This is a genomic window from Dorea acetigenes (assembly GCF_025567385.1).
GTDB lineage: Bacteria > Bacillota > Clostridia > Lachnospirales > Lachnospiraceae > Claveliimonas > Claveliimonas acetigenes.
On the sequence record NZ_JAOQJU010000024.1, the window covers coordinates 4,611 to 24,371 of the forward strand.

A 19,761-nucleotide genomic window follows, 5' to 3' on the forward strand; every position below is an offset into this window, starting at 1 on the left:
GAATGCATTGTAGTCTTCTCCGTTCAGTTTCTTCACTGCATTCTTAAAATTCGGCTCGCCGCCGGAAGATTTCTCAATCTCAGAGATTGCTTTATTCAGAGAAGTCACTGCATTAATTTTCTGTTTGGGATTCCAGAAATTGTCGGTGAGCTGTACATTTTCAAAGGTTACCGTTGTATTTGCAACTGGTGTAACGACCTTGTCATTTACGGTAATCTCTGCCGTTGCAGGGTATTCCGTAACGCCGACTTCTACTTTACCACTTACAGTAAAGGTTGTCCCTTTCTTCCCAACTGCATAATCTTCTGGGTTTACCTCTTCCCAAGTAACCGGAACAAGCTTAGAATCAAAGGTCTCACCTAAATCCACTTCGTTATTCCTTGTCATTAAAGATGGTGTTGGATCGTCAAAAGTCAGTCCTTTTACAACGACTCTGTTAGGAAGTATCGGAGCGACACCTTCAGCCGTTGCTGTTTTATACGTTTCAACTCCTTCAATGCCTTCCACCTTAATTTCCTGCTCTGCAGTTTTTGTAACTGTATTCCCATCTTCTATATGAGAAATCGTTACTTTCAAGATTGCAGAACCACTGGCCTTCGCATCCACTGTCACCGTGCTCTCTGTACTGGAGCCATTAATTGCGATTTTGTCTTCCCCGGAAACCACTTCCCACTGGTAAGTAATATCCTGTGTAAGACCTTCCGGAACTGTCGCCGCCGTATAAGTAGCCTGCACATTCTTTGCCAGACTCTCCTCGCCGCTTATTGCCGCTCCCACAAGGATATTGTCCTCTGCAGTCACAGGCGTTCCAAACGCTTCCCATTCACTGATGCCGACACCTTTCGGAGATTCTGCATTCCTTGAAATCTTAAGCTGAAGAGAATTCGTAAGAATCGGCTCCTCAAATTCCACGTAATTCCACACTGCGTTATTGCCATCCACTCCATTATTTACGGAAGTGTCGCATTCAACACCGACTGCACCAATCGTCTTATACTGGTTTTCATTCATGTCCCAGTATTCTACGGTACATTCACTTGGGAATACGACTCCGCCATCACTATATGCCCACCACATTACACGCATGCCGGTAAGGCGATATGCATTGTCTTCCCAAGTGAGCGTTGCATTCATTGGATATGCGTTATCTGACGCTCCCCAACAATTCCAGCTTGTACTTGGATTACTGCCTGCAAGCTGCCCGTCATTCATAGCTGTCGTGCTAACGCCATACACATTCGTATAGCCTGCGCTTGCAGTTGCCTGTGGGGCAACATTTGTCCCCAAATCTTCTTCTCCCGGCGCGGCGCTGACCATGTTTACCGGAATCATAGTCGCTACCATCGCCACACTTAAAAGTAATGCCGCAATTCGTTTCTTCATTCATATCCCTCCTCTTTTCTTTTCTTAAATTGCAACCTTTTTATAATTATAAGTTATTTATTTAGGTTAAAACACTCTAATAATTTAAGGTAGGTGGAAATTTTTAAGACAAGAAATGCATAGCAACGAACGCTTACCTCGGAAACATAGTTTCCTCGGTATCCGTTGCACTCACATAAATACTAAAAAAGCTCCTTGACTGTAAACAGTCAGGAGCTTTTCCTCGTATTTGCGTTCGTTGCTATGCGCTTACTTTCTTAATCCGAGTCTTTCGATTAAGGTACGATATCTTTCGATGTCTTTTTCTTTCAGATATGCTAATAATCCACGTCTCTGGCCTACCATTTTCAGAAGACCTCTTCTGGAATGATGATCCTTCGGATTTGCCTTGAAGTGATCTGTCAGGTCGTTGATTCTTGCTGTCAGGATTGCGATCTGTACTTCCGGAGAACCTGTGTCTCCTTCTCCTCTTCCGTATTCAGCGATGATCTGAGCTTTCTGTTCTTTTGATACCATTTCTTGTTCCTCCTAAAATATATTCTTCAAACACTGCCGGTATTAAGTAATGGTTGGAGTCTTCCAGCTACCGAACACCGGTTGTTTTTCCAATGAGTAAGTATAGCATAGACTTTCGTGAATGTAAAGCCTTATTCTTCCTCCTCTTCATCTACATTTTCTTCCGGATCCAGAATGGCGAATGCAATATTTGTCGCATGATCTGCCACACGTTCCAACCCGGATGCAGTATCGGAGAAAATCATTCCCGCTTCCGGTGTACATTTATTTTTTGTCAGCCTTTTTACGTGAGAACGCTGCAGTTTCTTTTCCTTCTCGTCAATCTCATCTTCCAATTGCAGGATCTCCTGCATATGCTTCTGGTTACGGTTTGTAAACATATCAAGGGAATACTCTAATATGGTAACGACCATGGCCGTCATATCTTTCAACTGGCTTTTTCCCTTTTCACTCAATTCCACATGATCTGTAATACACATTTTCGCTGATTCTGCAAAGTTCTCTGCATGATCACCGATACGTTCAATATCATTCACCACATGAAAGAGTCCGCCTACAAGCTTGGCATCGTCAAGGGGAAGTTCCAGCTCATTGGCACGTACCAGGTAGTCTGTAATCTCCCGGTTCAGAAAGTCAATATATTTCTCAACCTTATATACTTCGTCAATTTTCTCTTCGTTCGGACTGCAGAGCACTTCCATCCCCGTCTGCAGATTCTGGATTGCAAGCTGTCCCATACGCTCAATCTCGTGGATAACATCCGTAACAACAGTAGAGACTGACATAGGCGCGCCTTTTCCAATATACTTAAGTTCAAAGCCACCCTCCGATTCCGTATCCGTTCCCGGCACAATCTTATAGGTAGCTTTCACTACCCATCCCATAAACGGGAACAGGATGATTACTTCACATATTTTAATTGCTGTATGAGTATTCGCCACCGCACGCGCTACATTTCCGCCAGACACGCTGAGCATAAAATTGGTAAGCGGCGTCAGCGCCGTCATCAAAATCACGAAAATGACAGCCGATCCAATTACATTAAATAAGAAATGTATCAGTGCCGCACGTTTGGCATCCTTTTTCCCGCCAAGGCTGGCAAGAAGCGCCGATACGCAAGAACCCATATTACAGCCTAAAATCAAAAACGGACAGATGCCAAATTCCAAAAGCCCCTGAGATGCCATCAGAATAATAACGCCTACCGTTGCAGATGAGCTTTGAAGAACTGCCGTAATTACAAAACCTGCCAGAATCGCAAGCACCGGATTACGCAGCGTCCGGAGAAAATCTATCACATAAGGCGAATCTTTAAAGGATGTCATGGAATCTCCCATAATACTGAGTCCCATGAATAAAATACCGAATCCCAGCACAATCTCGCCTATCTTCTTAATATTCATCCTCTTAGAGAACATCACCATCACCACTCCGGTGATTACAAAAAGAGGCGCTATCTCTGAAAGATCAAAGGCAATAAGCTGTCCGGTTACCGTCGTTCCGATATTCGCTCCCAGAATCACTCCAGATGCCTGCTGAAGGTTCATAAGCCCTGAATTTACAAAGCTGACCACCATAACCGTCGTTGCGCTGGAAGACTGGACAATTCCCGTAAATAGAATACCTACGACCATTCCTATGAACCGGTTTTTTGTAAAAAGCTCAAGGATGCCTCTCATCTTTGCTCCGGCAGCCTTCTCCAACCCTTCACTCATTAATTTCATACCATAAAGAAATAACCCCAAACCACCAAAAAGCAGGAACACTGTCGTTAAATTCATTTGTACACTCCTTTATCTTTTATCCCGAAAGTATTTCTTCCCATATTCTATATCCAGGTCAATGCATCGTTTCATCTCTTCAACACTTGAAAACTTCTGCTCTTTCCGCCGGAATTCCTGTAATTCAACTCTTACATTTTTCCCATATGCATTTCCTTCGTAACCAAACAAGAAACTTTCGACCAACATGCGGTTACTGTCTGAAACTGTGGGTTTCACTCCAATATTTCCAATGGCATTATACCATTTTCCATCTACAAACACCCTGTCAATATACACTCCGTTAGGCGGCAGCAGCTTTTCCGGAGCCGGAGCTACATTAAATGTAGGAAAGCCCAATGTCCTTCCCAGTTTTTTTCCCGGCTCTACTGTTCCCGTTACCCCGTAGGAATATCCCAGAAGCTCCCGCGCAAGCTTCATATCCCCCTGCCGCAGCGCTTCTTTCACATAGGTACTGCTGATTTCCCTGCCTTCATATCGTTCCTTTTCTATTACAATCAGTCGATATTCGTATCTTTCCGCATATTCTGCCAGCATATGAATATCGCCTCTCTTATCATGGCCAAATCGAAAATCTGCCCCTACTACTACAAAAGCTGCATGAAAGATTCCCACAAGAATATCTCTGATAAAGTTTTCCGCCTCTATCCGGCTGAACTTTTCTGTGAATGGACAATCTACCAGATAATCCACTCTCCCATTTAACCGGAATCTGCGTTCTTCCTTCGTCATCAGCACTTGCTTTTTCAAAGAAAGGTGTTCAAAAAAGGGCAGCATATCAAAAGCGCACACTACACTTTTCATACCACACTCTTCCGACAGTTCTGCCACCCTGCTAATCAGCTTTTCATGCCCTTTGTGCAGCCCGTCAAATTTCCCAAGCGTTACCGCACTTCTGCCCATGTCGTGATATGTTTCTAATCCACTTATATACTGCATATCTATTCCTCTGTCTTACGTCCATTAAAAAACATTTTCACAATTCTATATTGATTTAAACCTGCCAGATACTGATATATTGCAACAAATTCTCCTCTACTGTCATATACCCGCACCAGCTCTTTATCCACCGGTACGTCTCTCTCATCTTTTATACAAAGTGCATTCCCATTGTACAGGAGCTTTTCTTGTCTTACTTCTATCTGCACGCGTCTGTACTGTCCAAACACCGCATCTACCGGAATCAGATTCTGCAGCAGGCTTCCTTCTTCCATTGCTTTCTGTATTTCTCCAAGAGTTCTGCTGTTCTCCAGACAAAAGCTGCCAACCCTTGTACGAAGCAGGGATTCCATGCATCCGCCGACCCCAAGCTTTTCCCCAATATCATGACACAGCGTACGGATATAGGTTCCTTTCGAGCAGGTTACTTCCATCTCTACCCGGGGGAGATCTATTTTCAGAATGTGAATTTCCCGGATGCAGACGGTTCTCGCCTTCCGTTCTACATTTTTCCCCTCTCTGGCAAGCTCATAAAGTTTCCTGCCGTTCACCTTAAGCGCAGAGTACATAGGCGGAATCTGACTATACTCTCCCACAAAGCCAAGAACAGCCTTCTCTACCTCTTCTGCTTTCAGAAAATCGGTATCTGTTTCGCCAAGAATTTCTCCCGTAATATCCTGGGTATCCGTCGTTCTTCCCAACAGTAAAACTGCCCGGTAGGTTTTATCCTTCTCTGTCAAAAGATCGCATACTTTGGTTGCCCTGCCAAGGCAGACCGGAAGCACTCCTTCTGCATCCGAATCCAACGTCCCCGTATGTCCGATCTTTTTCTGACCTACGATTCCCCGCAGCTTCGCAACTACATCATGGGAAGTATATTCCTTCTCTTTATATATGTTCAAAATTCCATGCAACATATGTTATGCCTCTTCTGTCTCATCAAATTGTAACTCCAGCTGCCTGGCAACATTTCCCACTACGTCATGGAAAGTCCCCGGCATACTGAAGCCTGCAGCACGTACATGGCCCCCTCCTCCAAAATACCGGGCGGTTCTGCTTACATCAATGCTCTTTTTAGAGCGAAGGCTCACTTTCCATTGATTTACAGCAGTTTCATACATAAACACGGCCACTTCCGTTCCTTTTGTCACACGGAGCTGGCTGACAATTCCGTCCAATTCTTTGGGTTCCACACCATAGAAATCCATCACAGATTTGCTAATGTAGGATACAATACATCTGCCATCCAGAAGCAGCATGCTCTCCAGAAGCGCTCTGCCAAGTACCTGGTTCTGGGCATAGGATTTCTCATAATAGGTCGCTTCAATAAGCGCCGGAGCATCCACGCCTTTTTCCAGAAGTTCTGCCGCCATACGAAAAGTAGACGGCGCCGTACAAGAATATTGGAACACTCCGGTATCATGGACAATTCCCACATACAAAGCTTCCGCAATCTCTCTGGTAATTTTCTCTTTATCCAACAGATTATACACCAATTCTGAGGTAGAACTTGCATCTGCCACAATATAATTATGCTCTGCAAATGCCTCGTTGCTGATATGATGATCAATACAAACAGTATCTTTCGCATTTTCAAATAAAGGCTGTGAAAATCCCAGCCGCTTTATATCGCCGCAGTCAAGAGCAAGGAACAGATCATAAACCTTCCCCTCTGGAATCTCATGTTTTATCTTTTCCGTGCCGGGAATCAGATGGAGCGCCTCCGGAATGTCTTCCAGATATATATCAATTTCTTTTTCTCCATAATTATCTGTTAAATACTGGTATAACCCCACACAGGAACCCACACAGTCGCCATCGGGACGGATATGTCCTCCGATGGCAATTGTGGATGCCTTCTCTACTAAATTTTTCAGCATAATTATTCACCTTCTGACTTCAAACCTCTGGTTACATCATCAATTTTTTTAGACATATTTACACCGTACTCAATGGACTGGTCCAGCACAAAGGTAATTTCCGGCGTATTGCGCATATTCAAGCCCCTTGCCAGTTCCCGGCGGATATAGCCTTCCGCACTCTTAAGCCCCTGAATGGTATCTGCCTGTGCCTTCTCATCTCCCAGCACACTGATATATGCCTTACAGGTCTTAAGATCCGGTGCCACAGAAACAGCAACCACGGAAGTCCATGCCGCCACGCGCGGATCTTTGATACCGGCTCTGATAATATTGCTCAGCTCTCTCTGTACCTCTGTATTTACTCTGGTATTTTTTATACTGTTCTTTCTCAATTTTCATTTCCCCTTCTACAGACGCCCTCTACCGGGGTATCTCTACCATCTTATAGGCTTCTACCTGATCCCCTTCTTTGACGTCATTATAATTTTCGAATACAAAACCACATTCATAGCCTGCCCGTACTTCTTTCACATCATCCTTAAAGCGCTTCAGCGAAGCCAATTTCCCATCATAGATTACAACACCGTCACGTACAACACGCGCCTGACAATCTCGCTCAAAGGTACCATCCATTACGTAAGATCCGGCAATAGTTCCCACACCGGAAGCCTTGAACGTCTGGCGCACTTCCGCATGACCAAGTACTTTTTCTTCAAATACCGGATCAAGCATACCCTTCATTGCGGCTTCTACATCTTCAATCGCATTATAAATGACTCTGTACAGGCGGATATCAACACCTTCACGGTCTGCTGTCTCTTTCGCCGTTGCATCCGGACGCACATTAAATCCGATAATAATTGCATTGGATGCAGATGCAAGACTGACATCAGACTCATTGATAGCTCCAACACCGCCATGAATAATTTTTACGACCACCTCGTCATTGGACAGCTTCAGAAGGCTCTGCTTAATTGCCTCCACGGAACCCTGGACATCGGCTTTTACAACAATACCCAATTCCTTCAGATTGCCTTCCTGAATCTGGTTAAAGAGATCATCCAGAGACAGTTTTGATTTGGTTTCTTCCAGAAGTTTTGCTTTATTCTGTGAGATAAATGTCTCGGCAAAACTTCTTGCCTCTTTATCATTTTTGCACCCGACAAAGACTTCCCCCGCATTCGGGACATCATTCAGTCCCAGAATCTCTACCGGCATAGACGGACCTGCTTCTTTTACACGTCTGCCCTTGTCATCCATCATAGCTCTTACTTTACCAAAGGAAGAACCTGCTGCAATCGCATCTCCTACGCGGAGTGTTCCTTTCTGAACCAACACAGTGGCGACAGATCCTTTTCCTTTGTCAAGCTCTGCCTCAATGACAAGGCCTCTTGCCCGACGGTTCGGATTTGCCTTCAGTTCCGCCATCTCCGCAGTAAGAAGAATCATTTCCATCAACTCTTTCAGGCCCTCGCCTGTCTTTGCAGATACCGGGACAAATATGGTACTTCCGCCCCAGTCTTCCGGAATCAACTCATATTCTGTCAGCTCCTGTTTAACTCTTTCAATATTCGCACTTGGTTTATCAATCTTATTAATCGCTACTACAATTTCAATTCCCGCCGCTTTCGCATGGTTAATCGCCTCTACGGTCTGCGGCATCACGCCATCATCTGCCGCAACAACAAGGATTGCAATATCCGTAGAATTGGCGCCGCGCATACGCATTGCCGTAAACGCTTCATGCCCCGGCGTATCCAGGAACGTAATCTTCTCTCCGTTAATCTCTACTACGGAAGCACCGATATGCTGGGTAATACCGCCTGCCTCACGATCAATGACATTGGTATTGCGAATTGCGTCCAGAAGAGATGTCTTACCATGATCAACATGACCCATAACGCAGACTACCGGCGGACGCTTCTTCATCTTTTTTTCGTCCTCTTCTTCTTCTTTCAATAATTCTTCGATTACATCTACTACTTCTTCTTTTTCACAGAGCACATCGTACTCTAATGCAATTTCTTCCGCCGTCTCGTAATCAATTTCCTGATTTACCGTTACGATCTTACCTTGCATAAACAATTTCTTTACAATAACAGAAGGAACAATCTTCATCTTGTCTGCCAAATCTTTAATCGTAAGCACTTCAGGAATCACAATGGATTTGATTTCTTCCTCTACCTTCTGCTGCTTCGGCTGGGGCTTCTGGAGCTGCTGCTTTGGCTCTGCCTTCTGCTTCTTGCCCTTTGGCATTCTCTCTTCTTCTTCGTTTCTGTAATCCTTCTTCTTATAATCGTCTTTGCCTTTTCCTTTATTTCTCTGCGGCTTCTGTCCTTCGAGCACTGGTGACGGAATACTCTGGTTTTTCTTCCCCTGGCGGTCTTTGTGCTCATTTCTATCATTCCTGTATCCGTCCTGGTTCCTGTCATTCTGTGCCCCACGTGAGCGATTCCCCTGGAATCTGTCGCCCTGTGTGCGGTCTCCCTGTGAGCCTCTGGAACGGCTCCCCTGGAATCTGTCACCCTGCGGACCTCTGGAACGATTTCCCTGCGGTCTGTCTCCTTGTGAACGGTCACCCTGTGTTCCTCTCGGGCGGTTCCCCTGCGGGCGCTCTCCTGTCTGCGCTGCCGGGCGGTTCCCCTGCGGACGCTCACTTGCCTGCGCTGCCGGGCGGTTCCCCTGCGGACGTTCTCCTGCCTGTGCTGCCGGGCGGCTTCCCTGCGGACGCTCACTTGCCTGCGCTGCCGGGCGGTTCCCCTGCGGACGTTCTTCTGCCTGTGCTGCCGGACGGCTTCCCTGCGGACGCTCACTTGCCTGCGCTGCCGGGCGGCTTCCCTGCGGACGTTCTCCCGCCCGCGCTGCCGAGCGGCTTCCCTGTGGCCTCGCCCCCTGCTGTCCGGGACGCTGTCCCTGAACTCTGCTGCCAGGACGGCTTCCCACTTTTCCGCCATCTCTTGAATTCTGCGGACGGAATACATGCACAATATTTTTTTTCTTAGGAGTTTCTTCTTTTTCCGGCTTTTTTAAAGCATTCTTCACCATATCCACTGTCTCATCTTCCAGTGAACTCATATGGCTTTTTGCTTCAATATTCTTCTCTGCGAGAAACTCCATCAGCTCTTTGCTGCTTTTATTCAGTTCCTTCGCCAGCTCATATATTTTCATTTTTGACATATTTACTACCTCCACTATGCAATTGTTCTTCTCTACATGTTCAGCTGTTTCAGAATCCCTTTGGCAAACCCCTCATCCAGAATGGCAAGAGCCGCCCGGAACTCCTTTCCCATTGCATGACCCAGGGTATCTTTATCCTTATAAAAACAGATCGGTACTTCATAAAAATCACACATGTTCTGAAACTTCTTTTTCGTATTATCGGATGCATCGCCTGCAACAATCACCAGCGCCGCTCTCCCTGTCTTCACTTCCCGCTCCGTACAGAACTCTCCGCTTGCCGTCTTACCTGCCTTTGTTGCAAGCCCAATCATAGACAACACCTTATCTGGCTTCAAGTGCTTCCATCTCCTTTTCCAATGCTTCATATACTTCCTTCGGAATCGGCTGTTTAAAGGAACGCTCCAGTCCTTTGCTTTTAACCGCCTGTTCCAAACAGGTTCTGGAAGGGCAAATATATGCGCCTCTTCCATTCTTCTTACCGGTTGCATCCAGTAAAAACGCATCTTCTGCCGTTTTGATAATACGAATCATTTCCTTTTTACTCTTCATTTCCTGACATCCCACACATTTGCGCATGGGGATTTTTTTATTTCCGCTCAAATAATCACCCTACTTTTCAAACTCTTCCTCTTCGTACGTTTCGTCAAATTCGTCGCCGTAGCCTTCTTCGTATACTTCCTCCTCATAAATGCCCTCGCCAAGTTCCATATAGTTCTCCGGCAGTTCTCCTGATTCAATGGCCTGTGTCTCACTCTTAATATCAATCTTATATCCTGTCAGCCTTGCCGCCAGCCTTGCGTTCTGTCCTTCCTTGCCAATCGCAAGTGACAGTTGATAATCCGGGACAATGACACTCGCCGTTTTTTCATCCGGATCAGCCATTACAGAAATAACCTTCGCAGGACTCAGCGCATTTTCAATCAAAAGAGCCGGATTATCACTCCAGTTAATAATATCAATCTTCTCTCCGCGAAGCTCACTTACAATAGCATTGACTCTTGCACCATTCATGCCGACACATGCCCCAACCGGATCCACATCCGGGTCATTGGACCATACTGCAATCTTCGTTCTGCTTCCCGCTTCCCTTGCAATGCTCTTAATTTCAACGATTCCATCCTTCACCTCTGTTACTTCTGCCTCAAAGAGACGTTTTACCAGTTCCGGATGGGTACGGGATACCAGAATCTTTGGCCCCTTAGTTGTGTTCTTTACCTCTACCACGTACAGCTTAATACGCTCCGTCGGCTTAAATACCTCACCCTTCACCTGCTCATTTTCTGTCAGGATAGCATCTGCCTTTCCAAGATTAATGCTGATATTTTTCCCCAGATAACGCTGTACAACACCTGTAACAATATCTTTCTCTTTTTCAAAATACTGATCGAATACTACTTTGCGCTCTTCCTCACGAATCTTCTGCAGGATCAGGTTCTTCGCATTCTGTGTTGCAATACGTCCAAAGGATTTGGATTCTACCGGTATCTGGACAATATCGCCGATTTCAAATTTACTGTCAATCTTATGCGCATCTTCAAGACTAATTTCTTCTACTTTATCTTCTACTTCTTCAACTACCGTTTTTTCCTGAATCAACTGATAATCACAGGTCTCACGGTTCATAATGACTCTAATATTATCTGCTTTTCCAAAATGATTCTTACATGCGTTAATCAACGAATTTTCAATTGCATCAAGAAGAGTCTCTTTACTGATGTCCTTCTCCTTCTCCAAAATATTCAAGGCTTCTAATAACTCTGTGTTCATTTGTCCTTCCTCCTGTTATTTTAAAAATCGAACGCCAAGCGTATCAGCGCAATCTCGCTTTTTTCAAATGTCCTTTCTTGCGTATCTTCCATTTCAATAGTCACGGTTTCCTTATCATAGCTTTTAAGGATTCCGGTAAATTCTTTCTGCCTGTCAATCATCCGATAGGTTCGTATCTCTACCTCTTCGCCAAGGCTTCTTTCAAAATCTTTTTCCTTTTTCAGCGGCCGCCCAAGTCCTGGTGAACTGACTTCCAGAATATAGGCTTCATCAATATAATCCTTCTCATCCAGAATATCGGAGAGTTCCCGGCTGACAACCTCGCAATCATCTACATTAATCCCTCCCGGCTTATCAATATAAGCGCGCAGATACCAGTTGCCGCCTTCCTTTACGTATTCCACATCCCACAGTTCAAAACCATTTTTTTCAACAATGGGAAGCAGGATTTCTTCTGTCTTCTGTTCATAGATTTCTTTCTTTGACAATGCGTAAATACCTCCTTATCAAAATGCAGTTCTTCTATCCACACCAACTTAGAAAAGGTCCACCGGACCTTTTCACGCATGCTTGGCAACAAAGAAGAGTGAACTTTCGTCCACTCTTCTGCCGATTTCCTTATGCAACTATTACGTAGTATACCACCAGTTTCTGTAAAATGCAAGCAAATTACTTAAATTTACCTAAATTACTTTTATCTTTAACATCCCATACACCGCAATAACCTCTGCATCTGCATGATTCCCCGTTTCTGCGAAGTAATAATCGCCGTCAGTATCGGAACAAGCTCCCGACAGATGCAGTACTTAAGCGTCAGTTCTGACATCCGTACCGCTCCTAAGTGATGCGGGATCATCTGTCTCATAAAATCCACATTGACGTCATTTACCACACATGCGCTTCCCATTGCATCAAACATGGTTCTCATAATCTCTTCCATCCTGCACTGATACCCGGACAACTCTTTTCCTGTGTTCTGCAGAGCACTGCAGCCGCATACAATCCTCTCCATATCTTCTATACTCTTCGTCTGCTCAGAAATAATCTGTAAAGCAATATCCTGCAGCGGTATATTCGTCGTATAGTTTAATATATTGTGCGACATCTCAATCGCTGCCCGGTGATGCGGAATCATCTGCACAATAAAATTGTGGGAAATACTGTCCATAAGCTCCGCCTCCGTCATCCCCTGAATCATAAGATCCAGAATCTCCTGAAAAGCATATAAATACTCTTTTGTAACATTACTTAGCCTGCAGCAGTTGTTCATTCTAAAAACTCCAAATGGATTTTCTACATTATATGCACGAACACCCAAACAGGACTCCGGTGGTTTTTCTCTCTTTATCTTATTCTCCGAAAGCTTCTACAAAACGGTTCATAATCGTTGCAGTCACTGCTCTGTTTGCTGTACCCTGTGGATTCAGATTTCCATTGTCACCTGTAATCAGCCCCTTCGCAACTGCCCAGCTCATCGCCGTTTCCGCAAATTCAGTAACATTGCCGGCATCCGGGAATGCAGTCAGATCCGTTCCCTTTTCTGTATCATACCCTTTATACTTCGCATATCTGTACATCATCGTTGCAAGCTGTTCTCGTGTCATATAATCGTCCGGTCCGAAATTGCCATTCGCATATCCGCCAACGACGCCTGTTCCCTTTGCCCATATAATTGCGTCAGAATAGTAGAGTCCATCCGCCACATCCGGGAACGTGGATTTCTCCGTAACGTCAGGAGTACCTTCGTAGCGATGCAGGATAATTGCGAACTGGCCTCTCGTCAGATTATCAGCAGGTCCGAAATCACCATTTTCATATCCCTTCATCAGTCCATTCGCATATGCCCAATTTACATACCGGTAGTACCAGTCACCCTGATTCACGTCGTTATACTCAGCCAGCGCCGCAAACGCAATGTCATTCTCTTTCGCATAAGCCTGCGCTGCGCTTCCCTCATAACCCAGAATGGTAAAGTCCGGCATCTTTTCCCCCTCGTAAGTCCATGTATCATCCTCTTCATTCCAAATGCTTTCTATATTGAGATAACCAAGAGCGTTCGCACCGATCTCCTCAACAGTCTTTGGAACAAGAATGGAAGACATGGAGCTGCATCTTAAAAATGCAGAAGAACCAATTTCCTTCAACCCGGACGGAAGTGTCACTTCTTTCAGATTTTCGCATCCGGAAAATGCATGATAAGAAATGGCCGTAACTGTATCAGGAATCACAACCTTCTCAATTGTCTCATTTCCAGAAAATGCGCCCCATATAATCCAGCTTACGGTATGGCCATCCAGTGTTGACGGAATCACCAACTCTTTCTCGTTTCCCTCATAACCGGAAATTCCAATCGTACCGTCTTCCCTTTCCCAATAATAGTAGCCATCTGCGCTTTCTAATATCTCGACTTCATCAACAGAATCCTCCTCTTTCGCAAATACAGCGGTTCCCGGTACCAAAACCATTGATGCGCACATCAGCAGAGCAAGTATGTATGCCATTGCCCTCTTCTCAAACTTTGTCAACATGTTTCCTCCTCCTTTTCTTTCCTTTTTTATAATGAACCGACAGTGCATTCTCCATATTTCCATGCTGTCTTTGCACCATCGGTTACATTCCCAATTCTTCCGGAGCACTTACATCGCCCGCATTTCTTCAAGCAGCTCCTGCTCCTCCTGTGAGATTTCTGTTTCCGGCTGATCCTTGATCTTCCACCCAAGCGTACTTGTGCGCTCTTTTACTTCCTCTAACATCTCCGGAATCTCTTCCGCACGTTCCAGGCAATATGCCGCGCTCTTTGTATCACCCGTTTTCAGGAATTCCTGCTCACACCAGGCAAGCGTCTCCATATAATCCGTGTATTCTTCCCTGTGATAAGGTCCAAGCCGGATGGCAGTAAGCTTATTATCAATAAAAGCGTCCACATCTCCGTCGGCAAATGCAGCCCTTGCCTTTGCTGAATAGGCAACCGGAACATGTTCATTCGCTTCCAGAATAGAATCTGCTGTTTTTCCCATATTTTCTGAATCTTCAGCCTGCAGAAGGAGCCCGATTTTCGCCATGGTATTTCCCTCATAAAACTGAATGGAACTTTCCAACCGATTCTGCATATATAGATAATCTGATCCTCCCACGGCAATTGCTCCTGCCGAAACTGCCAGCAGCCCAATTCCCACCGCCACGGTTGACGCCATAGATAATTTTATTTCTTTCTTATCCTTCAAGGATAAGAATAACATCAAAACACCGTACATGACAAGAAACTGAAAATCATAGTCAAACAAGCTGTGCAGTAAAACCACCAGTAAAACCAATTTATCACGAAGTTTTTCTGTTCCCTGCTTTCTTCTGTCAAACAAAGATTTCAGAATGGCGCCATAAAAGCAGATTGCCGGGAAAATTCCCACATCCAGAATCAACTGCAGAAATTCATTATGAACGCTTACAACAGAATAAACACCCGTCTGCATTTCCTGCTGAACAAAATAATACCCGTAATATCCCATGCCAAAAGGATACTTTGCAATCATCACCACAGCATCCCTGGCATACAAAAGCCTGCCCCAGAAGGTACTTGCCTGATCGGAAAGGGTTGTCAGACGCTCCATCAGACCAGATCCGCCGACGGCAAAAATCACAGCCAGAACTGCCGTAAATATACCTACACACAGAAAGAGATATTTTCTGTTTTCTTTCTTCCACGCCAGTAATAACAAAATACAAAGAAGCATCAGTGCAAACACGGTACGGCTCCCGCTCAGGTAGATTCCAAACAAGGCAATCAGGCAATGTACCGCCTGCCGCCAGTCTTTCTTAAGATTCTCCAGGCGAAGGACCGCAACAATAAAACAAATCAGCATAAACAGCGCATAGGTATTGGGATACTGAAAAAAACCTCCGAGCCTTCCCGCCGTAGATACCAGTGTCTTACACGCCGGAATCTGCATCATAAGAAAGGATAGAACCGTCATAACACTGCCCGCCAGAGGAAGCCATCCGATCAATTCCTGCCGTTCTGCCTCCGTAATCTGACACATCAGTAAAAAAAGCAGGATAACCGGCAAAAATTTCATGCCGCCCATCAGAGACATCCCGGAATCCACCGCCCACAGGCTTACCAGAAAATAGGACACAGATATAAGCGAAAATGCAAGCAAATTGATATCGCAGGAAATGAGAAGTCTCTTTGCACACCAAAGCTGATACACCAAAGCTCCCAGCAGAAGAACTGACAACACAGCAGATACATAACAAAAATATCCGCCTCCAATGCATCCGCACCCTATCATAACAATTAATAAAAAATATTTGAAATCCGGTATTTTTTTCGTTCGCACGCTGTCCTCCTGCATCTCTGAGCATTTTAACATCTCATTTTCTATTTCTTTGCCTTCCGGTATCCGGCATCGATTGCCTCCTGTTCCGTCTGGAAAATAACCAGATTTTCAGAATCTTCCATCTTCTCATAAAAAGCCTGTCCCGGACAGTGATAAATCTTTGATTCCTTATTTCCACGTATCTCTCCATCCGAAACTGCCTGGGCTTCCGAAGCCGACACATCTCCTGCCAGACTACTTTCTCCGGTCTCATAATCAATTACAATTCCCGGCTGTACATTATATACAAACACATTAAAACTGATCGCTTCCCCCTGATCTTCCACCGACTGTGCTTCCATCTGCACGCCGCTCGCCACCAGATTATCGCCATCATAGACAGGCTTCACCAGATAAAGCACATGGTTAGCCGTTTCCTTAATATAATCCGCCACCATTTCCTCAAAAGGCAGCATCCCTTCTACATTCATGTAACGGGTCCCGGTAATGAGGTTCTTTTCATTAGCATTCTCTGCCGTAAGCTGATAGCCAATCAAATGACAGCGGTTATACAGATACTTTCCATCCACAACATCGTATTTGACCGTATGCCATCCGCTGGGCTTCACCTGACCGATACTGCCTCTTTCTTCTGTCGGCATCAAATCCTGCCCGATATTGGCAATTGCCCCTGTACATCTTCCCAGCTCGTCCATCTCCCCATATTCCTCATAGGATTCTTCAGAGATTTCCTCCTCCGTGAAATCCGGTTCATTTCCATTAATTACCGCATAAGGTTCCCCACTGTATTCCGGCACTTCGGACAGCTCGACGGTTTCTGTCTCTTCAGGCAGTACGGTTACATCCGCCGCAGCGTTCTTTACATTCTCCGAAGCTTCTATACTGCCGCAGGCTGTCAGAAAAATACTCAACACAGCCAGTAAAACAGGCAGCCGTTTTTTCCATAATTTCTTAATCATGTCTTTTTCGATATATCTCCTCTGTAATCTTATCATGGGAAAATCCTTTTAAATCCTCTGAACTTATCTTTTCCCAATCGTGAAGTGAAAGATCTAAATGAAAATCCGCCGGATATCGCTTATTCCACCAAAAAACAATCAATCGTTCTATCTTATCCTCATATGCCTGCAGCCGTTCCGACTCAACAAAACAATACTCGCCATCCGACGCTTTTTGAAGAAACTTTTCATCCGTGAAGATGTTTTCTGCTTTTACATCTGTAAACAGCTTTCGGGAATAGCTGTTCATCCACAGTTTCCTGCCTGCACAAATCTGCAGAATCCTTTCTGTCAGCCTCCTGTCCCGGCTCTGACGCCTTTGGTTAAACATCATACCGCAATTTTCATCCAGACAAAGAATTACTTTCAATAAAATCTCTCCTTAATTTCCCCTCTGAATCTGTAAAAGTTTATTCTTCAGTTCCTGTTCCATGCGAAGCATCTCCTGCTCCGCTTCGGCACGTTTCTGCCGTCCTTCCTGCTGAATCTGCATCACCTCATCCAGCGTTGCGATTAAAGTCTCATTGGTATGTTTTAATGTTTCTATCTCGACAATTCCCCGCTCGGACTCCTTCGCCGTATGCACCGTCGCCATCTTTAACTTATCGGCATTCTTCCTTAGAAGCTCATTCGTCATGTCTGTTACTTCTCTCTGGGCGGCAGCCGCCTGTGCAGAGTGTTCTACTCCCAGCGCCAGTACCATCTGGCTCTTCCAGAGAGGAATCGTATTAACAATGGTAGACTGAATTTTCTCCACCATTAAGGTATTACTGCTCTGAACCAGACGTATCTGCGGAGCAGTCTGGATCGCAATCGTCCTCGTCAGCTCCAGATCGTGAATTTTCTTCTCAAAACGGCCGCACATGGCATCCAGATCCTTCGCTGCCTGTGCATCCTCCGGCAGTCCGGTCTTTTCCGCTTTTTCGAGAAGCGCCGGAATCTGCGTCCTCCGTACTTCCTCAAGCTTCTTCTTTCCCGCCATAATATACATCGTCAGTTCTTTAAAATAAGTCAGGTTCAGATCATACATTTTATCCAATATTGCAATATCTTTCAAAAGCTGTATCTGATGAGATTCCAGTACCTTACAAATCTGATTGACATTTGTCTCCGCCTTCGCATATTTAGCCTCCATTGACTGGATTTTATTCGAACCTTTCTTGAAAATTCCAAAAAATCCCTTTTCTTCTTCCTCATCAAAGCTCTTCAATTCCTTTACCACACCGGAAAGCAGTTCTCCAACTTCTCCCAAATCCTTGGTCTTTACATTATCCAGCGCACTCTCGGAAAAGTCTGCCATCTTCTTCTGCGTACCTGCTCCATACTGTAAGATAGCCGTAGAATCCGTAATGTCAATCTTCTCTGCAAATGCCTCTACCGTCCGCTTTTCTTCTTCCGACAAAATACTGTCATCCAGTGTCTCTGCCTTTTTCTCTGCCTCCAACGGCGGCTGTGGTTTCTCTTTAAAAGGTTCTAATGTAAGCTCCGGCACTGCTCCCATTGTTTCAAACTCGTTATTCATCCTCTTCCTCCATCCTCTATCTTCTCATTCCGTCTTCCGTAAGCCCTTCCTGGGCAAGCATTGTATTTAACACAGATATATCCGAAGACACATCCCATGCCGTATCCTGAAACAGACTATCCAAAAGCTTTTCAAACGCCACATTCAAAGTATCCAGCGTCGCTTCAATCTCCGCCTTCGACGCGCGGATGTTCTCGCCGTCCACCGGCTGGGCATCCAGCTCTTCATAGGCATTCAGAAGCTTTATGGTGGTCGGCAGATAGTAATCCATTAATTTGCGGATGTCATCTACACATTCCGGATTCTGCTCAACACGATCAAAAATTTTATCTACCAGCAACTCCATGCGGGATATTTTGGCTGAAATCTCTTTGCCGGGAATTGCGTCATTACAAGAACGTATTTTATCAATGTATTCATCTCCGGCATCAATAATCTTCTGCACCTGTGGCGGCAATTTGTTAATCTGTGCCTTTCTCTCCGCTCCTTCTTCCCTGCGCGCGTTCTCTTCCTGTTCCATCTTTTTTCTATTCATCTGAATTTGAAGATATTGATCATACATTTCACGGCTGGTTATCAGGCAGGTCTTTTGTTCGTCCAGATATCCCTGCGTAAACCATTTTTTTACAATCATCCGGTTCAAATCCTTTACCACGGCTTTCACACTCTGGTGGGACTTCTCTGCCAATTCCTTAATATTACAATATTCTCTGCCTGCAAGAATACTTACATACTCCCGGAATCTTTTCACTCTGCCAACCATAGAAACTCCGCATCCACCCATTACAAAGCTGCCCGTCGCCAATAAGAAAAACACGACGGAAAGGATGCGAAACGTTGCCGCATATCCTCCGGCAGACGCGGCGCCAACCAAAAAAACCAAAAGAGGAATCAAAAATACGACGCCCATGGTTATGCCTGTTATTGCCAAAGCCAATCCGCCTGCCCTGGTATAGCCTGTCCCACGATACAATCCCGGACGAGACTTGCGCGTATCATACACCTGCTGTTCTTTCCTTTCCTGATACCGAGGACTGTATGCCTGACTGCAATCCGGGCCGTATTCCTGACGATAGCCGGACTTATTTCCTGTGTTTTTCATATTTTTTGCAATAGCATCCGCCGCATTGGTAATTGTATTGGTAATTGTCTGATTTAATTTATCAAAATCCTGAGAATCAATTGCATCCTGCACTACCTTTTTGATATCTTCCCCGAATTTCTCCCAGTCATGATTTGCCATTTTGCCCTCCACTTTTCGCCCCTTCGTTCCCTCGGTGTCCGTTTCTATGCGCCTTCCTTACGCTCCGAACGTCACCTCGGGCACTTCGTTCCCTCGGTGTCCGTTTCTATGCGCCTTCCTTACGCTCCGAACGTCACCTCGGGCACTTCGTTCCCTCGGTGTCCGTTACACTCACATAAATCCACTTGCAAAGGCATCTGTCTGCAAGCAGCCGCTGCCTTTGCACATGGATT

19 protein-coding genes are annotated in these 19,761 nt (G+C 45.2%); all 19 read right to left on the bottom strand.

What is annotated here, in order from left to right:
- A partial coding sequence (locus tag OCV99_RS14145) for a hypothetical protein (RefSeq protein ID WP_262575763.1) occupies window positions 1-1,383 on the bottom strand: 1,383 nt, incomplete at its 3' end.
- Between the two features lie 249 nt (window positions 1,384-1,632).
- The gene (gene rpsO, locus OCV99_RS14150) at window positions 1,633-1,899 is read right to left on the bottom strand and encodes a 30S ribosomal protein S15 (RefSeq protein ID WP_158371399.1); all 267 of its coding nucleotides are present in this window, start codon (window positions 1,897-1,899) and stop codon (window positions 1,633-1,635) included.
- A gap of 131 nt (window positions 1,900-2,030) precedes the next feature.
- Window positions 2,031-3,680, bottom strand: a complete 1,650-nt coding sequence (locus OCV99_RS14155; RefSeq protein ID WP_158371401.1) for a Na/Pi cotransporter family protein — start codon at window positions 3,678-3,680, stop codon at window positions 2,031-2,033.
- 12 nt (window positions 3,681-3,692) lie between these two features.
- A complete protein-coding gene (locus OCV99_RS14160; RefSeq protein ID WP_158371403.1) occupies window positions 3,693-4,619 on the bottom strand; it encodes a bifunctional riboflavin kinase/FAD synthetase in 927 nt (308 codons plus the stop codon).
- 2 nt (window positions 4,620-4,621) lie between these two features.
- The gene (truB, locus tag OCV99_RS14165; RefSeq protein WP_158371404.1) at window positions 4,622-5,536 is read right to left on the bottom strand and encodes a tRNA pseudouridine(55) synthase TruB; all 915 of its coding nucleotides are present in this window, start codon (window positions 5,534-5,536) and stop codon (window positions 4,622-4,624) included.
- A 3-nt stretch (window positions 5,537-5,539) separates the two neighbouring features.
- On the bottom strand, window positions 5,540-6,499 hold the full coding sequence (locus OCV99_RS14170; protein ID WP_158371406.1) for a DHH family phosphoesterase: 960 nt from the start codon (window positions 6,497-6,499) through the stop codon (window positions 5,540-5,542).
- A gap of 2 nt (window positions 6,500-6,501) precedes the next feature.
- Complete coding sequence (rbfA, locus tag OCV99_RS14175; RefSeq protein WP_158371408.1) at window positions 6,502-6,873, bottom strand: 30S ribosome-binding factor RbfA; 372 nt, start codon at window positions 6,871-6,873, stop codon at window positions 6,502-6,504.
- A 28-nt stretch (window positions 6,874-6,901) separates the two neighbouring features.
- On the bottom strand, window positions 6,902-9,658 hold the full coding sequence (infB, locus tag OCV99_RS14180) for a translation initiation factor IF-2 (RefSeq protein ID WP_158371409.1): 2,757 nt from the start codon (window positions 9,656-9,658) through the stop codon (window positions 6,902-6,904).
- Between the two features lie 32 nt (window positions 9,659-9,690).
- Entirely contained in the window at window positions 9,691-9,996 is a 306-nt protein-coding gene (locus tag OCV99_RS14185) for a L7Ae/L30e/S12e/Gadd45 family ribosomal protein (protein WP_158371411.1), read from the bottom strand.
- Entirely contained in the window at window positions 9,983-10,210 is a 228-nt protein-coding gene (rnpM, locus tag OCV99_RS14190; RefSeq protein ID WP_317248550.1) for an RNase P modulator RnpM, read from the bottom strand. The genes OCV99_RS14185 and rnpM overlap by 14 nt, the downstream gene beginning before the upstream one ends.
- A 60-nt stretch (window positions 10,211-10,270) precedes the next feature.
- The gene (gene nusA / locus OCV99_RS14195; protein ID WP_158371413.1) at window positions 10,271-11,428 is read right to left on the bottom strand and encodes a transcription termination factor NusA; all 1,158 of its coding nucleotides are present in this window, start codon (window positions 11,426-11,428) and stop codon (window positions 10,271-10,273) included.
- A 20-nt stretch (window positions 11,429-11,448) separates the two neighbouring features.
- Window positions 11,449-11,916 carry a ribosome maturation factor RimP gene (rimP, locus tag OCV99_RS14200; protein WP_158371414.1) on the bottom strand — a complete coding sequence of 156 codons (468 nt, stop codon included), beginning with the start codon at window positions 11,914-11,916 and terminating at the stop codon, window positions 11,449-11,451.
- Window positions 11,917-12,128: 212 nt separating this feature from the next.
- The gene (locus OCV99_RS14205; RefSeq protein WP_317248551.1) at window positions 12,129-12,746 is read right to left on the bottom strand and encodes a DUF305 domain-containing protein; all 618 of its coding nucleotides are present in this window, start codon (window positions 12,744-12,746) and stop codon (window positions 12,129-12,131) included.
- A gap of 31 nt (window positions 12,747-12,777) precedes the next feature.
- A complete protein-coding gene (locus OCV99_RS14210) occupies window positions 12,778-13,956 on the bottom strand; it encodes an S-layer homology domain-containing protein (RefSeq protein ID WP_262575770.1) in 1,179 nt (392 codons plus the stop codon).
- Between the two features lie 108 nt (window positions 13,957-14,064).
- Window positions 14,065-15,765, bottom strand: a complete 1,701-nt coding sequence (locus tag OCV99_RS14215; RefSeq protein WP_262575772.1) for an O-antigen ligase family protein — start codon at window positions 15,763-15,765, stop codon at window positions 14,065-14,067.
- A 41-nt stretch (window positions 15,766-15,806) separates the two neighbouring features.
- Window positions 15,807-16,760 carry a DNA/RNA non-specific endonuclease gene (locus tag OCV99_RS14220; protein WP_331490747.1) on the bottom strand — a complete coding sequence of 318 codons (954 nt, stop codon included), beginning with the start codon at window positions 16,758-16,760 and terminating at the stop codon, window positions 15,807-15,809.
- Window positions 16,717-17,133 carry a ribonuclease Z gene (locus OCV99_RS14225; RefSeq protein WP_158371421.1) on the bottom strand — a complete coding sequence of 139 codons (417 nt, stop codon included), beginning with the start codon at window positions 17,131-17,133 and terminating at the stop codon, window positions 16,717-16,719. The genes OCV99_RS14220 and OCV99_RS14225 overlap by 44 nt, the downstream gene beginning before the upstream one ends.
- A gap of 12 nt (window positions 17,134-17,145) precedes the next feature.
- Window positions 17,146-18,285: a toxic anion resistance protein gene (locus tag OCV99_RS14230; protein WP_158371423.1), complete on the bottom strand. Its 1,140-nt coding sequence runs from the start codon at window positions 18,283-18,285 to the stop codon at window positions 17,146-17,148.
- Between the two features lie 16 nt (window positions 18,286-18,301).
- Window positions 18,302-19,528, bottom strand: a complete 1,227-nt coding sequence (locus OCV99_RS14235) for a 5-bromo-4-chloroindolyl phosphate hydrolysis family protein (protein ID WP_158371424.1) — start codon at window positions 19,526-19,528, stop codon at window positions 18,302-18,304.
- Between the last annotated feature and the right edge of the window lie 233 nt (window positions 19,529-19,761).

Excerpts from the sequence above, each read along its gene's own strand:
- OCV99_RS14220 (WP_331490747.1), bottom strand. The coding sequence starts at position 16,760 with ATGATAAGATTACAGAGGAGATATATCGAAAAAGACATGATTAAGAAA.
- OCV99_RS14155 (WP_158371401.1), bottom strand. The coding sequence starts at position 3,680 with ATGAATTTAACGACAGTGTTCCTGCTTTTTGGTGGTTTGGGGTTATTT.
- OCV99_RS14160 (WP_158371403.1), bottom strand. The coding sequence starts at position 4,619 with ATGCAGTATATAAGTGGATTAGAAACATATCACGACATGGGCAGAAGT.
- rpsO (WP_158371399.1), bottom strand. The coding sequence starts at position 1,899 with ATGGTATCAAAAGAACAGAAAGCTCAGATCATCGCTGAATACGGAAGA.
- OCV99_RS14210 (WP_262575770.1), bottom strand. The coding sequence starts at position 13,956 with ATGTTGACAAAGTTTGAGAAGAGGGCAATGGCATACATACTTGCTCTG.
- rnpM (WP_317248550.1), bottom strand. The coding sequence starts at position 10,210 with ATGAAGAGTAAAAAGGAAATGATTCGTATTATCAAAACGGCAGAAGAT.
- infB (WP_158371409.1), bottom strand. The coding sequence starts at position 9,658 with ATGTCAAAAATGAAAATATATGAGCTGGCGAAGGAACTGAATAAAAGC.
- nusA (WP_158371413.1), bottom strand. The coding sequence starts at position 11,428 with ATGAACACAGAGTTATTAGAAGCCTTGAATATTTTGGAGAAGGAGAAG.
- OCV99_RS14235 (WP_158371424.1), bottom strand. The coding sequence starts at position 19,528 with ATGGCAAATCATGACTGGGAGAAATTCGGGGAAGATATCAAAAAGGTA.
- OCV99_RS14230 (WP_158371423.1), bottom strand. The coding sequence starts at position 18,285 with ATGAATAACGAGTTTGAAACAATGGGAGCAGTGCCGGAGCTTACATTA.
- OCV99_RS14170 (WP_158371406.1), bottom strand. The coding sequence starts at position 6,499 with ATGCTGAAAAATTTAGTAGAGAAGGCATCCACAATTGCCATCGGAGGA.
- truB (WP_158371404.1), bottom strand. The coding sequence starts at position 5,536 with ATGTTGCATGGAATTTTGAACATATATAAAGAGAAGGAATATACTTCC.